This is a genomic window from Janibacter sp. YB324 (genome assembly GCF_014217915.1).
Classification (GTDB): Bacteria; Actinomycetota; Actinomycetes; order Actinomycetales; family Dermatophilaceae; genus Janibacter; species Janibacter indicus.
Genome location: NZ_CP060120.1, coordinates 1,751,649 through 1,765,410 on the forward strand (window position 1 = coordinate 1,751,649; position 13,762 = coordinate 1,765,410).

Annotated in this window: 10 protein-coding genes; 4 read left to right on the plus strand and 6 right to left on the minus strand. The window is 70.1% G+C overall.

The features are described 5' to 3' along the window. Nucleotides 1-124 precede the first annotated feature (124 nt). Nucleotides 125-3,235 carry an excinuclease ABC subunit UvrA gene (gene uvrA / locus H7A72_RS08515; RefSeq protein WP_370543522.1) on the minus strand — a complete coding sequence of 1,037 codons (3,111 nt, stop codon included), beginning with the start codon at nucleotides 3,233-3,235 and terminating at the stop codon, nucleotides 125-127. A 71-nt stretch (nucleotides 3,236-3,306) separates the two neighbouring features. Between uvrA and H7A72_RS08520 the strand changes: the two genes are divergently transcribed. Further along, on the plus strand, nucleotides 3,307-5,124 hold the full coding sequence (locus H7A72_RS08520; protein ID WP_185220254.1) for a glycoside hydrolase family 15 protein: 1,818 nt from the start codon (nucleotides 3,307-3,309) through the stop codon (nucleotides 5,122-5,124). Beyond that, the gene (locus H7A72_RS08525; RefSeq protein WP_185220255.1) at nucleotides 5,121-5,798 is read left to right on the plus strand and encodes an MBL fold metallo-hydrolase; all 678 of its coding nucleotides are present in this window, start codon (nucleotides 5,121-5,123) and stop codon (nucleotides 5,796-5,798) included. The genes H7A72_RS08520 and H7A72_RS08525 overlap by 4 nt, the downstream gene beginning before the upstream one ends. A 3-nt stretch (nucleotides 5,799-5,801) precedes the next feature. On the opposite strand, the gene H7A72_RS08530 is transcribed toward H7A72_RS08525, so the two are convergent. Continuing rightward, nucleotides 5,802-6,428: a LysE family translocator gene (locus H7A72_RS08530; protein ID WP_084451682.1), complete on the minus strand. Its 627-nt coding sequence runs from the start codon at nucleotides 6,426-6,428 to the stop codon at nucleotides 5,802-5,804. 23 nt (nucleotides 6,429-6,451) lie between these two features. Between H7A72_RS08530 and H7A72_RS08535 the strand changes: the two genes are divergently transcribed. Then, a complete protein-coding gene (locus tag H7A72_RS08535; protein WP_223277583.1) occupies nucleotides 6,452-7,339 on the plus strand; it encodes a DMT family transporter in 888 nt (295 codons plus the stop codon). Nucleotides 7,340-7,421: 82 nt separating this feature from the next. Here the strand turns inward: H7A72_RS08535 and H7A72_RS08540 are convergent, their stop codons facing one another. The 4 genes from H7A72_RS08540 to coaE form a co-directional block, all read right to left on the minus strand. Then, nucleotides 7,422-8,411, minus strand: a complete 990-nt coding sequence (locus H7A72_RS08540; RefSeq protein ID WP_084451832.1) for a TerC family protein — start codon at nucleotides 8,409-8,411, stop codon at nucleotides 7,422-7,424. 248 nt (nucleotides 8,412-8,659) lie between these two features. Further along, nucleotides 8,660-10,750, minus strand: a complete 2,091-nt coding sequence (gene uvrB, locus H7A72_RS08545) for an excinuclease ABC subunit UvrB (protein WP_185220256.1) — start codon at nucleotides 10,748-10,750, stop codon at nucleotides 8,660-8,662. A gap of 33 nt (nucleotides 10,751-10,783) precedes the next feature. Then, the gene (locus tag H7A72_RS08550; RefSeq protein ID WP_143445558.1) at nucleotides 10,784-11,137 is read right to left on the minus strand and encodes a hypothetical protein; all 354 of its coding nucleotides are present in this window, start codon (nucleotides 11,135-11,137) and stop codon (nucleotides 10,784-10,786) included. Next, on the minus strand, nucleotides 11,137-12,345 hold the full coding sequence (gene coaE / locus H7A72_RS08555; RefSeq protein ID WP_185220257.1) for a dephospho-CoA kinase: 1,209 nt from the start codon (nucleotides 12,343-12,345) through the stop codon (nucleotides 11,137-11,139). Before coaE ends, H7A72_RS08550 begins: the two co-directional genes overlap by 1 nt. Before the next feature lie 61 nt (nucleotides 12,346-12,406). Between coaE and H7A72_RS08560 the strand changes: the two genes are divergently transcribed. After that, on the plus strand, nucleotides 12,407-13,699 hold the full coding sequence (locus H7A72_RS08560; protein ID WP_084451689.1) for a hemolysin family protein: 1,293 nt from the start codon (nucleotides 12,407-12,409) through the stop codon (nucleotides 13,697-13,699). The last annotated feature ends 63 nt before the right edge of the window (nucleotides 13,700-13,762 follow it).

Consider the following 13,762-nt stretch of genomic DNA (forward strand, 5'->3'; position numbering starts at 1 on the left):
TTGGCTGGGGCGGCGAGGAGGGGGTCGGCGCCCGCCGAAGTCCCTTCGTTCCCCCGCAGGCGCGGGTTGACGTGCCGGACTTCGGCTTGATGTGCGCCGACCCCCTCCTCACCTTCCCGCTCTGTCAGCCGGCCTTCTTGGCGCGGCGGGCTGCTGCGGTCGCCTTGCTCGAGACCGTCGCCTTCTTGGCCGCCGGCGTCTTCGCTGGGGTCTTCGCCGCGGCTGCCTTCTTCTTGGTCGCTGTGGCCTTCTTCGCAGCGCTCTTCTTCTTGGCCGTCGCCTTCTTGGTGGGGGGCGGAGTGCCCTCGACGAGCTCGCCGACGATCGGCTGCGTGGCGCTCTTGGCGAGGACCGGGGCGAGGAACTGCCCCGTGAAGGACGCAGGGACGGCGGCCACCTGCTCGGGGGTGCCGGTGGCGACGACGGTGCCTCCCCCGGAGCCTCCCTCGGGGCCCATGTCGACGATCCAGTCGGCGCACTTGATGACGTCGAGGTTGTGCTCGATGACCAGGACGGTGTTGCCCTTGTCGACGAGCCCCTGGAGGACGAGCAGCAGCTTGCGGATGTCCTCGAAGTGCAGACCGGTCGTCGGCTCGTCGAGCACGTAGATCGTTCGGCCGTTGGAGCGCTTCTGCAGCTCGGCGGCCAGCTTGACGCGCTGTGCCTCACCACCGGAGAGCGTGGTCGCCGGCTGGCCGAGGCGGACGTAGCCGAGGCCCACGGCGTTGAGCGTCTTCATGTGCCGCGCGATGGCCGGGACCGCGGCGAAGAAGTCCTCGGCCTCCTCGATCGGCATGTCGAGCACCTCGGCGATGTTCTTGCCCTTGAAGTGCACCTCGAGCGTCTCGCGGTTGTAGCGCGCACCGTGGCAGACCTCGCACGGCACGTAGACGTCCGGCAGGAAGTTCATCTCGATCTTCAGGGTGCCGTCACCGGAGCAGGCGTCGCAGCGACCGCCCTTGACGTTGAAGGAGAAGCGACCGGGCTGGTAGCCACGAACCTTGGCCTCGCTCGTGGCGGCGAAGAGCTTGCGCACGTGGTCGAAGACCCCTGTGTAGGTCGCGGGGTTGGACCGCGGTGTGCGCCCGATGGGGCTCTGGTCGACGTGCACGACCTTGTCGAGCTGCTCCAGACCGGTGACCGTCTTGTGCCGGCCCGGGACCCGCCGGGCGCCATTGAGCTTGTTGGCCAGGACGTTGTAGAGGATGTCGTTGACGAGCGTCGACTTGCCGGAGCCCGAGACGCCCGTGACGGCGATGAAGTTGCCGAGCGGGAAGTCGACCTCGACCCCGGCGAGGTTGTGCTCGCGGGCGCCCTTGACCGTCAGCTCACGGCCGGGTTGCTGGGGCCGGCGTACCTCGGGGACCGGGATCTCCAGCTCGCCCGCGAGGTAACGGCCGGTGACCGAGCGCTCGCTCGTCAACAGCTCCGCGAGTGGGCCCGAGTGCACGACGTGCCCCCCGTGCTCACCGGCGCCCGGACCGATGTCGACGACCCAGTCGGAGGCCGCGATGGTGTCCTCGTCGTGCTCGACGACGATGAGTGTGTTGCCGAGGTCACGCAACCGGGTCAGCGTCTCGATGAGTCGGTGGTTGTCCCGCTGGTGCAGACCGATGCTCGGCTCGTCGAGCACGTAGAGCACGCCGACGAGGCCCGACCCGATCTGCGTGGCCAGACGGATGCGCTGGGCCTCGCCGCCCGACAGCGTGCCGGCCGCGCGCGACAGGGAGAGGTACTCCAGACCCACGTCGAGCAGGAACCCGAGTCGGGCGTTGATCTCCTTGATCACCTGCTCGGCGATCTGCCGCTCACGGTCGGAGAAGTCGACGGTGTCGAGGAAGCCTGCGGCCTCACGGATCGACAGCGACGAGACGTCGGCGATGCTGCGGCCACCGACGAGGACGGCGAGCGACTCGGGCTTCAGGCGAGTACCGGCGCACGTCGGGCACGGGATCTCCCGCATGTAGCCCTCGTACTTCTCCCGGCTCCAGTCCGACTCGGTCTCGGTGTGGCGGCGCTTGATGAAGGGGATGACCCCCTCGAAGCCCGTGCTGTAGGAGCGCTCCCGGCCGAAGCGGTTGCGGTACTTGACGTGCACCTTGTGGTTGCGCCCCTCGAGGAGCGCCGTGCGGGCGCGGCTCGGAAGAGCCCGCCACGGGGTGTCCATGTCGAAGCCCAAGTCGTCGCCCAGCGCGGCCATGGTCCGCTGGAAGTACTGCGCCGACTGCGTGCCCTGGGCCCACGGGGCGATGGCGCCCTCGGCCAGCGTCAGGTCGTCGTCGGGCACGACGAGCTCCGGGTCGACCTCGAGCTCGGTGCCCAGACCGGTGCACTTGGGGCAGGCGCCGAAGGGAGAGTTGAAGGAGAAGGAGCGCGGCTCGATCTCGTCGATGTTCAGCGGGTGGTCGTTGGGGCAGGCCATCGTCTCGGAGTAACGGCGCTGCCGCTGCGGGTCGTCCTCGTCGAGGTCGACGAAGTCGATGACGAGGACGCCCCCGGCGAGCCCGAGCGCGGTCTCCACCGAGTCGGTGACCCGCTGCTTGGCAGCCCGGTCCTCGGGCCCCTTGGACACGAGGCGGTCGACGACGACGTCGATGGTGTGCTTAACCTGCTTTTCGAGGGTGGGGGGCTCGGCGAGCGAGACCACCTCGCCGTCGACCAGGGCCCGGCTGTAGCCCTTGGTCCGCAGCTCCGCGAAGAGGTCGACGAACTCGCCCTTGCGAGCGCGGACCACCGGCGCGAGGACCTGGAAGCGGGTGCGCTCCGGCAGCTCAAGCAGCCGGTCGACGATCTGCTGCGGACTCTGCCGGGTGATCGGCTCGCCGCAGACCGGGCAGTGCGGCCGCCCGACGCGCGCGAAGAGCAGACGCAGGTAGTCGTGGACCTCGGTGATCGTCCCGACCGTCGACCGCGGGTTGCGGTTGGTCGACTTCTGGTCGATGGAGACCGCCGGCGACAGGCCCTCGATGAAGTCGACGTCCGGCTTGTCCATCTGGCCGAGGAACTGCCGGGCATAGGCCGACAACGACTCGACATAGCGGCGTTGACCCTCGGCGAAGATCGTGTCGAAGGCCAGCGACGACTTGCCCGAGCCGGACAGACCGGTGAAGACGACGAGCGAGTCGCGCGGGATGTCGACGTGGATGTCTTTCAGGTTGTGCTCACGGGCCCCCTGGACGACGATCCGGTCGTGCAGGCGGGAGCCAGAAGCCTTGGCAGCAGTCACGCCCTCCACCCTAAGTGGCGCCACCGACAACGCCGCCAGGCCTCCGGCGAGGCGGCCGCCACAGGGCCTAGCCTGTCCGGATGAGTACCCCGATCGAGGACTACGCCGCCATCGGTGACACCGAGACCGCCGCCCTGGTGTCGAAGGGGGGATCCGTCGACTGGCTCTGCCTCCCCCGTTTCGACTCCTCCTCCTGCTTCACCGCGCTCCTCGGCACCCCCGAGCACGGTCGGTGGCTCATCGGGCCGGTCGGCAAGGCGACGACGACCCGCTCCTACCGCGGCGACTCCTTCATCCTCGAGACGGTCCACCGCACGGCGACCGGCACCGTGCGGGTAACCGACCTCATGCCGCTGGGCGACGGCCGGGCCGACCTCGTGCGCGTCGTCGAAGGACTCGAGGGCGAGGTGGAGATGGAGCACGAGTGGGTCGTGCGCTTCGGCTACGGCCGCATCCGGCCCTGGGTCGCGCACTCCCCCGGCCACGAGCTCGACGACGAGGTCATCACCGCCATCGCCGGCAACGACATGCTCGTCCTGCGTGGCTCCCGCCTGCCGCGCCCCGACGGCCACCACCACCGCGACCGCTGGACCGTGCGCGCCGGCGAGCACTACAACTTCTCCACGACGTGGTTCGCCTCCTACAAGGCCATCCCGCCGCCGCTCGACATCAGCTCCCGCATCGGGGCCACCCACGAGCGCTCGTCGCAGTGGGCCTCCCGCTGCACCTACGAGGGCCCCTACCGGGCCGAGGTGGTCCGGTCGCTGCTCACCCTTCGCCTGCTCACCGACACCCGCCGGGGCGGCATCGTCGCGGCCGCGACCACCAGCCTTCCGGAGGACTTCGGCGGCGTGCGCAACTGGGACTACCGCTACTGCTGGCTGCGCGATGCATCGCTCACGCTCGAGGCCCTGCTGAAGTCCGGCTACGTCGGCACGACCAAGCTCTGGCGTGACTGGCTCGTCCGGGCGATCGCCGGGGACCCCGAGGACATGCAGATCATGTACGCCGTCGACGGCGGACGCGAGCTGCCCGAGCACGAGCTCGACCATCTGCCCGGCTACGCCGACAGCCGCCCCGTCCGCATCGGCAACGGCGCCGTCGACCAGAAGCAGACCGACGTCCTCGGCGAGGTGATGATCGCCCTCGAGGACGCTCGGGCCCAGGGTCTGCAGGAGTCGCCCCAGTCGTGGGCCGTGCAGCGCTCGCTCGTCAACAACCTCGCCGAGCACTGGGACCAGGCCGACAATGGCCTGTGGGAGATCCGTGGTCCGCTGCGCCACTTCACCCACTCCCGGGTCATGGTCTGGGCCGCCTTCGACCGGGCCATCCGGGCGGTGGAGGTCCACGGCTACGAGGGCGAGGTCGAGCTCTGGCGCGACCTGCGTGAGCGGGTTCGCGCCGACGTCCTCGAGCGTGGCTGGAACGACGCCAAGCAGACCTTCACCCAGCACTACGACACCGACGAGGTCGACGCCTCCCTCCTGCTCATCCCGATGGTGGGATTCCTCCCGCCCGACGACCCTCGGGTCCTCGGCACCGTCGCCGCGGTCGAGCGCGACCTCATGCGCGACGGGTTCCTCCTGCGCTACCGCACGGAGAGCGGTGTCGACGGGCTCGCCGGCGACGAGCACCCCTTCCTCGCCTGCTCGTGGTGGCTCGTCAGCGCCTATGCCCTCACCGGACAGCTCGACAAGGGCCACGCGCTGATGCAGCGCCTGTGCGGCCTGCTCAACGACGTGGGCCTCGTCGCCGAGGAGTACGACGTCGAGGGCGACCGCCAGGCCGGCAACTTCCCGCAGGCCTTCAGCCACCTGACCCTCATCGGCGCTGCCTATGCCCTGCGCGACGCCGAGGCCGCCGCGGCCGCCACCCCCGACGAAGGAGACCCCGCATGAGCACCCCCACCGACGCCTACGACCCGGACGTCCAGCCGGGCGGCCCGTGGTCGACCCGCGAGCTGGCCCACCTGACGATCCGCAAGATGGCCGTCTCGCAGATGCACAACAACGTCTACCTCCTCACCTGCCGCGCCACCGGCGAGCAGCTGCTCGTCGACGCCGCGGACGAAGGGGAGCGCATCCGTGAGCTCGTCGCCGCCGGTGGGTCGGGCCTCGCCCAGCTGGTGACGACGCACCAGCACTGGGACCACGTGCGTGCCCTCGAGGAGACCGCTCAGACCTTCTCCCCCACGACCCAGGCGGGCGAGGACGACGCCGACGCCCTGCCGCTCGCGCCCGACGTGCGACTGCAGCACGGCGACGCCGTGCGCTTCGGTGAGATCACCCTCGACGTCGTCCACCTGCGCGGGCACACCCCGGGCTCGGTGGCCCTGGCCTACGACGATCCGCAGGGGCACACGCACCTCTTCACCGGGGACAGCCTCTTCCCCGGCGGTGTGGGCAACACCAAGATGGAGGGGCAGAGCTTCGACGCGCTCTTCGCCGACGTCACCCAGCGGGTCTTCGACGTCTACGACGACGACACCTGGGTCTACCCCGGCCATGGCTCCGACACCACCCTCGGCGCCGAGCGCCCGCACCTCGACGAGTGGCGCGAGCGCGGCTGGTGAGGGTCAGTGGGTCGTGGCGACCTTGGCGCTGAAGCCGATCATCGCCGCGCCCATGCCCCCTTCGATCCGTCGACGCACCCGCGGGGCGGACAGGAAGGACCGGGCCCGGTCGGCGAGCAGCACGACCGTCGACAGGTAGAGCGACCCGAGGGCCACGAGGCTCAGGGCGTAGAGCGCGAGGACGGGCAGACCGGCGCGGTCACCGACGAACTGCGGCAGCACGGCGAGGTTGAAGGCCAGCACCTTGGGGTTGGTGATGTTGCACAGGAAGCCCTGGGCGAAGAGCCGACCCCGACCGCCACGCCCGCGCGACTCCGGCTCCCGGGCGGCCTCCGCCGAGACGTCCCCGCGCCAGGCCGTCCACAGTGCGTGGCCACCCAGCCACAGGAGATAGGCCGCACCTACCCACTTGACCGTGAGGAAGAGCGGCTCACTGGCGACGATGATCGCGCCCAGCCCACCGGCTGCGAGCAGGCCCTGCACGGCGCCCGCACAGCTCACTCCGACCATGGTCAGCAGCCCGGCACCACGCCCGCGGACGAGCGCGGCACGCAGGGTGAGTGCGGTGTCCGGACCCGGGGCGATCGTGATGACGAGGACCAGGGCGAGGAAGGACAGATAGGTCGCCATGGGGCGAAGACTAGGGTGACGCCGTGAGACGTGTCGATGCCGTTCCAGCCCCGCTCCTCGTGCTCGCCGGAGTGGTGTCTGTCCAGTTCGGCGGTGCCCTCGCCGCGACCCTCGTCCCGCAGATCGGCGCCGCCGGATCCGTCGTCCTCCGGCTGCTCATCGCGACCGCGCTGCTGCTGCTCTTCGCCCGACCGAGATGGCGCGGTCACCGCCCCCGGGACTGGGCCACCGTGGGCTGCTTCGGGCTCGCGCTCGGCCTGATGAACTTCGCCTTCTACGCCTCGCTCGGGCACCTGCCGATCGGCGTCGCGGTGACCATCGAGTTCATCGGACCGCTGACGCTCGCGGCCGTGCTCTCCCGCCGCCCCCGCGACCTCCTCGCGGTCGCCGCGGCCGGCGTCGGGGTCGTGCTCATCTCGCAGGCCCTGAGCCTCCCCTTCGCCGACCTCGAGCGCACCGGCATCGTGCTGGCGCTCCTCGCGGGTGCCTGCTGGGCCGCCTACATCGTCTTCTCCGGTCGCACCGGCGCTGCCTTCCCGCAGCTGGAGGGGCTGGCGCTGGCCATGGTCGTGGCGACCGCCGTCGTCCTGCCCTTCGGCATCTGGGACGTGAGCGTCCACGGCACCTCGGCCTGGGACGGCACCGTCCTGCTCAAGGGACTGGGGATCGCCGTGCTCTCCTCGGTGCTGCCGTACTCCCTCGAGCTGCTCGCGCTGCGGCGGCTGGCCCCCGCCGTCTTCGGGATCCTGCTCAGCCTGGAGCCCGCGGTCGCCGCGCTCGCGGGTCTGCTGGTCCTCGGCCAGCGGCTCGACCCCGTCCAGCTCACCGGGATGGCCCTCGTCGTGCTCGCCAGCTTCCTCGTCCTCGGTCTGGGCGCCGGCAGGAGGCGCCAGCCGGACCTGCCCGCCTGAGCGGCCCTCCGTGACGGCAGCACGAAGGGGGTGGCCCACCTCGCGGTGAGCCACCCCCTTCGAGGTGCGGTCGGGCGTGCGGTCAGTGACTGGAGTCGATGCCCTGCTTGGCGTCCCTGTTGGACTTCCAGAGGCTGGCCACGGTCGTCACGCCGAGGATGAGGACGATCGCGCCGAGCGAGACGGTGATCGGGATCTCCGGGACGCCCACGTGCTCGCCGCCGTTGATGAAGGGCAGCGTGTTCTCGTGGAGGGCGTGCAGGATGAGCTTGACGCCGATGAAGGCGAGCAGGACCGACAGACCCAGGCTCATGTAGACGAGCTTCTTCAGCAGACCACCGATGAGGAAGTACAGCTGCCGCAGACCCATGAGGGCGAAGAGGTTGGCCGTCAGCACGATGTAGGGCTCCTTGGTGAGGCCGTAGATCGCCGGGATGGAATCGAGCGCGAACAGCAGGTCGGTCATGCCCAGGGCGATGACGACGATGAAGATCGGGGTCGCGACGCGCTTGCCGTTCTCCTTCGTGAAGAGCTTGGAGGACCACTCGGTCGTGCTCGGCACGGTGCGCTGGAACCACTTGATGATGCCGTTGGGCTCCCAGTCGTCCTCCTCGTCGTGGCTCTCGGTCGCGAGCTTGACGGCGGTGTAGATGAGGAAAGCGCCGAAGATGTAGAACACCCAGGCAAACTGGTTGATCGCGGCCGCGCCGACGAAGATGAAGATCGTCCGCAGGACGATGGCGATGATGATGCCCCAGAGCAGCGCGGTCTGCTGGAAGCGTCCGGGGACCCCGAACTTCGCCATGATGATGATGAAGATGAAGAGGTTGTCGATCGAGAGCGAGTACTCGGTCAACCAGCCGGCGAAGAACTCGGTGCCGCGCTCACCACCCTCGGCGTACCAGAGGCCGATCCCGAAGAGGACGGCCGCCGAGACGTAGATCCCGAGGACGGTCGCGACCTCGCGCGTGGAGGGCACGTGCGGGTTGCGGGCGACGTGGATGACGTCGAAGGTGAGCACCGCCGCCGCGACAGCGAGCGTGAGCAGCCACGCCCAGGTCGGCACGTCCATGGTGCCGCCGCTGATGATCGCGGGTTGGAGAGTGGAGATGGTGGACAAGGGGAACCTTCCGGACAGGGGTCATGCGTCCGGAGGTCTCTCCCACCCGTGTGGGCCGATGCCCCGGGTCGGCGGACCGACCGTGCTGACGAGACATCGCTGGGGGATACTCCCCTCCGCTGGCTTCTCGAAGTCTCTCACGTCACACCACGCGATGCGGGTAACGCGAGCCATCTGGGACCGGGACCCGTGGTGACACCCTAGCGGGTCGCGGCCGTCATCTGCCGCAGCTCCTTCTTCAGGTCGCCGATCTCGTCGCGCAGCCGGGCTGCGAGCTCGAAGTGCAGGTCGGTCGCCGCCTGGTGCATCTGGTCGGTGAGCTCCTGGATGAGTCTGGCCAGCTCGCTCGCCGGCAGGTCGCGCTCGCGCCGCGCCGCGCTCTCGTCCGCAGCCGCAGCACTCTTGCCCTTGCCGCGGCTCTGGCTGCGCCCCGAGCCGAGCAGCGCATCGGTGTCGGCGTCCTCGCGCTGCAGCATGTCGGTGATGTCGGCGATCTTCTTGCGCAGGGGCTGCGGGTCGATGCCCCGCTCGCGGTTGTAGGCGATCTGCTTGTCGCGGCGGCGCTGGGTCTCGTCGAGCGCCTCCTGCATCGAGGGGGTCACCTTGTCGGCGTACATGTGGACCTGGCCGGACACGTTGCGCGCTGCACGACCGATCGTCTGGATGAGCGAGCGGGCACTGCGCAAGAAGCCCTCCTTGTCGGCGTCGAGGATGCTCACGAGCGAGACCTCGGGCAGGTCGAGCCCCTCGCGCAGGAGGTTGATGCCGACGAGGACGTCGAATTCGCCCAGCCGCAGCTCGCGCAGCAGCTCGACCCGACGCAGGGTGTCGATGTCGGAGTGCAGATAGCGCACCCGCACGCCCTTGTCGAGGAGGTAGTCGGTGAGGTCCTCCGCCATCTTCTTGGTCAGGGTGGTCACGAGCACCCGCTCGTCACGCTCGGCACGCTCGCGGATCTCGTGGAGCAGGTCGTCGATCTGACCCTTGGTCGGCTTGAGCACCACCTCCGGGTCGATGAGGCCGGTCGGGCGGATCACCTGCTCGACGTGTCCGTCGGCCTTGGCCAACTCGTAGTCGCCCGGCGTGGCCGAGAGGTAGACCGTCTGGCCGATGCGCTCGAGGAACTCCTCCCAAGTGAGCGGGCGGTTGTCCATCGCGCTCGGCAGGCGGAAGCCGTGGTCGACGAGGGTGCGCTTGCGGGAGGCGTCACCCTCGTACATCGCGCCGATCTGCGGCACGGTCTGGTGCGACTCGTCGATGACGAGGAGGAAGTCCTCGGGGAAGTAGTCGAGCAGGCAGTTGGGGGCCGAGCCGGGAGAGCGCCCGTCGATGTGCATCGAGTAGTTTTCGATGCCCGCGCAGCTGCCGACCTGGCGCATCATCTCGATGTCGTAAGTCGTGCGCATGCGCAGCCGCTGGGCCTCGAGCATCTTGCCCTGACGCTCGAGCGTGGCCAGCTGCTCCTCGAGCTCACGCTCGATGCCGGTGATGGCCCGCTCCATGCGCTCGGGGCCGGCGACGTAGTGGGTCGCCGGGAAGACGTGCACAGTCTCCTCCTCGCGGACCACCTCCCCCGTCAGCGGGTGGAGGGTGTGGATGGCCTCGATCTCGTCGCCGAAGAACTCGATCCGGACGGCGAGCTCCTCGTAGACCGGGATGATCTCGACCGTGTCGCCGCGCACCCTGAAGGTGCCGCGGGTGAAGGCCAGGTCGTTGCGGGTGTACTGCATCGTGACGAACTGCCGCAGCAGCTCGTCACGGTCGATCTCGTCACCGACGCGCAGGTTGACCATGCGGTCGACGTACTCCTGCGGGGTGCCGAGGCCGTAGATGCACGACACGGAGGCGACGACGACGACGTCGCGACGGGTCAGCAGGCTGTTGGTGGCGCTGTGCCGCAGCCGCTCGACCTCCTCGTTGATCGAGCTGTCCTTCTCGATGTAGGTGTCGGTCTGCGGGACGTAGGCCTCGGGCTGGAAGTAGTCGTAGTAGCTGACGAAGTACTCGACGGCGTTGTTGGGGAGCAGCTCGCGGAACTCGTTGGCCAGCTGGGCAGCCAGCGTCTTGTTGGGCGCCATGACGAGCGTCGGCCGCTGGACCTCCTCGATGAGCCAGGCCGTCGTCGCCGACTTGCCCGTGCCCGTCGCACCGAGCAGGACGATGTCCTCCTCGCCCGCGCGCACCCGCCGTGCCAGCTCGGCGATCGCGGTCGGCTGGTCGCCGGCCGGCTCGTACTCGGAGATGACCTCGAAGGGAGCCACCGTGCGTTGCAGATCGGTCACCGGGCGCATGGTGTCCACCGTAGGCCACGCCCCCGACAGCCCTCAGAAGTCGACCGCGTGCTCCTCGACCCCGTCCCGCGAGTCACCGCTGCGGATCGTGCGCCAGTGCCCACCGGGTCCCCGCCGCAGCGTCCACCGCCCCAGGGAGGCGACGGGCGCCAGCGAGACGACGAGCGCCCGCACGGCGCCCTCGGCCTCGTCGTCCTCGGCGGCGTCGTGGCTGCCGGTGACGAGGAACCTCAGGTGGATCTGCGGCTGACCCCGGACGAGCTCGACCGAGCGGTCCTCGACCCGGTGCCCCACGGCGAGCAGCTCCTCCGCCCGCGGCAGCAGGTCCTCCGGCGCGTAACCCGGCACCACGCCGTGCACGTCGATCGCCACCCGGTACGAGGGCATCAGCGCCCCTCCGGGGTCCACCCGGTCTCGCGCGCCCAGACCTCGAGCCGCTCGTGGATCCCGTCGAACCACGGCTCCTTGGCCTCGGCGTAGTCCTCCATCGACAGCCGCCGCGCCTCGACCCCCCGCTTGACCGCGGCGTACTCCTCGCGCGCAGCCGGCTCGGTGCGCAGCCAGTCGCGGAAGAGCAGGGCCCACCGCCAGCCCGGAGAGCCCACCTCACGCACATGCAGGTGCACCGCGACGCCCGGTTCGCAGTTGCCGTGGAACCGCTTGGGCCACTCCTGCGGCTCCCGTCCGTCGACGCGCGGCGTGTCCGCCACGTAGCCCGCGACCCGCGGGTACCCCGCCGCCGTGAGGGCCGCGACGAAGTCCGGCTCGTCGGCATCGGCCAGCGAGGAGACCCCTACCTGCAGGTCGAGGACGTCCTTGGCCACGAAGCCGGGCACCGCGGTGGAGCCGATGTGGTCGAGCGTCACGGCCCGCTCCCCGAGCGCGTGCCGGATCCTCGCCAGGTGGCGCCCGGCCTGCTCCGGCCACGTCGGGTCCGGATCGGAGAGGGTGATGACCGGCTCGCGCTCGCGTCGACGCCCGGCGGCGAGGTTGTCGGCGAAGGGGGTCAGCCGCTCCTGCCAGAGCCGGTCGACCTGCGCCACGAGCTCCTCGGGCGTGCCGTTGTTGTCCAGCAGCACGTCTGCGGCGGCGCGACGTTGCTCGTCGGTGGCCTGGGCGGCGATCCGCGAACGGGCCTCCTCCGGCGGCATCCCCCGCAGCTCGACGAGGCGCTGCAGCCGGACCTCCTCGTCGGTGTCGACGACGAGGACGAGGTGGTACTCCCCCGCCATCGCCTTCTCGACGAGCAAGGGCATGTCATGGACACCGATCGGCGTGCCGGCCTCCTCGGCCTGCGCGAAGTACTCCGCCGTCCGGCGCCAGATCGCCGGATGGGTGATGCCCTCGAGCGCGGCGAGCGACGCCGGGTCGCCGAAGACGACCCGGCCCAGGGCGGGGCGGTCCAGGGCCCCGTCGGGCCCGAAGACCCGCTCCCCGAAGCGCTCCCGGATCTGCTCGAGTGCCGGCTCCCCCGGCTCGACGACCTCACGGGCGATCTTGTCGGCGTCGACGACGACCGCCCCGAGCTCGGCGAGCCTCGCCGACACCGTCGACTTCCCCGACCCGATCCCGCCTGTCAGTCCGATGCGCAGCATGCGCCCGATCCTAGGCCGGGCCGCCGGCCCGCACGTCGTCCTCCATCGGTAGCGTCAGTGCGTGGACACACAGACCTTGGTCAACCTCCTGCTCGTCCTGCTCTTCGTCCTCGTCGGGGGTGTCTTCGCCGCGACCGAGATGGCCATCGTCACCCTGCGCGAGGGGCAGGTGCGCGCCCTCGAGGCCGGCGGTGAGCGCGGGCGCCGTCTCGCCGATCTCGTGCGCAACCCCAACCAGTTCCTGTCCGCCGTGCAGATCGGTGTGACGGTCGCCGGCTTCTTCTCCTCGGCCTACGGCGGCTCCACCATCGCGCCCGACCTCGTCCCGGGTCTGGTCGCCATCGGCATTCCCGAGGGAGCCGCGGCGACGGTCGCGCTGGTGGCCATGACGCTGCTCATCGCCTATCTCTCACTCGTTCTGGGTGAGCTGGTCCCCAAACGACTGGCCATGCAGCGCAACCTCGCCTTCACCCGGGTCCTCGGCCCTCCCCTCGGCGTCTTCGCGATGCTCGTGCGACCGGTGATCTGGCTGCTGTCGGTCTCGACCAACGCCGTGATGCGCCTCGTGGGCGGTTCCACCTCCGCCGAGGAGGAGGAGATGACGCCCGAGGAGATCCGTGACCTCATCGAGGGTCATCAGGGTCTGCACCCCTACCCGCGGCGGATCCTCACCGACGTCTTCCGCGCGGGTGACCGGGCCCTGGCACGGGTCCTGCGCCCCCGGACCGACATCGAGTTCCTCGCCGGCGACCTGAGCGTCGAGGAGGCCATCGCACAGGTGGTGCACTCCTCCCACTCCCGCTTCCCCGTCACGGGCCGCGACGTCGACGACGTCACGGGCTTCGTCCACATCCGTGACCTCATGCGCGCTGACCCGGCCTCGCGTGCGACGACGCAGGTCAGCGATCTGGCCCGGCCCATCCTCGCGCTGCCCGACAGCCTCGACGTCCTGCCTGCGCTGGCCAGGCTGCGCGGCGACAAGCAGTCCCTCGCCCTCGTGGTCGACGAGTACGGCGGCACCGCCGGCATGGTGACGATGGAGGACCTCGTCGAGGAGGTGGTCGGCGAGATCTACGACGAGTACGACACCGGCACCGACCCCGAGGACGCCACGCGCCACCGCGGGGAGGCCGTCGTCGTCGACGGTTCGCTCAACGTCGAGGAGCTGTCCGAGCTCATCGGGACTGACCTCTCCGGCGAGGACGTCGACACCGCCGGTGGCCTGGTCATGGCTCGACTGGGCCGCGTGGCCAGGGTCGGTGACGTCGTCGAGGTCGCCGGCCACCACCTCGAGGTCATCGGGGTCGACGGTCGTCGCGTCGCGCGCCTACGGATGACACCCGCCGAGGACTGAGGCGTCGACGCATGACGAAGGGGGCGCCGCACCGGATGGTGCGACGCCCCCTTCGAGAAGCCT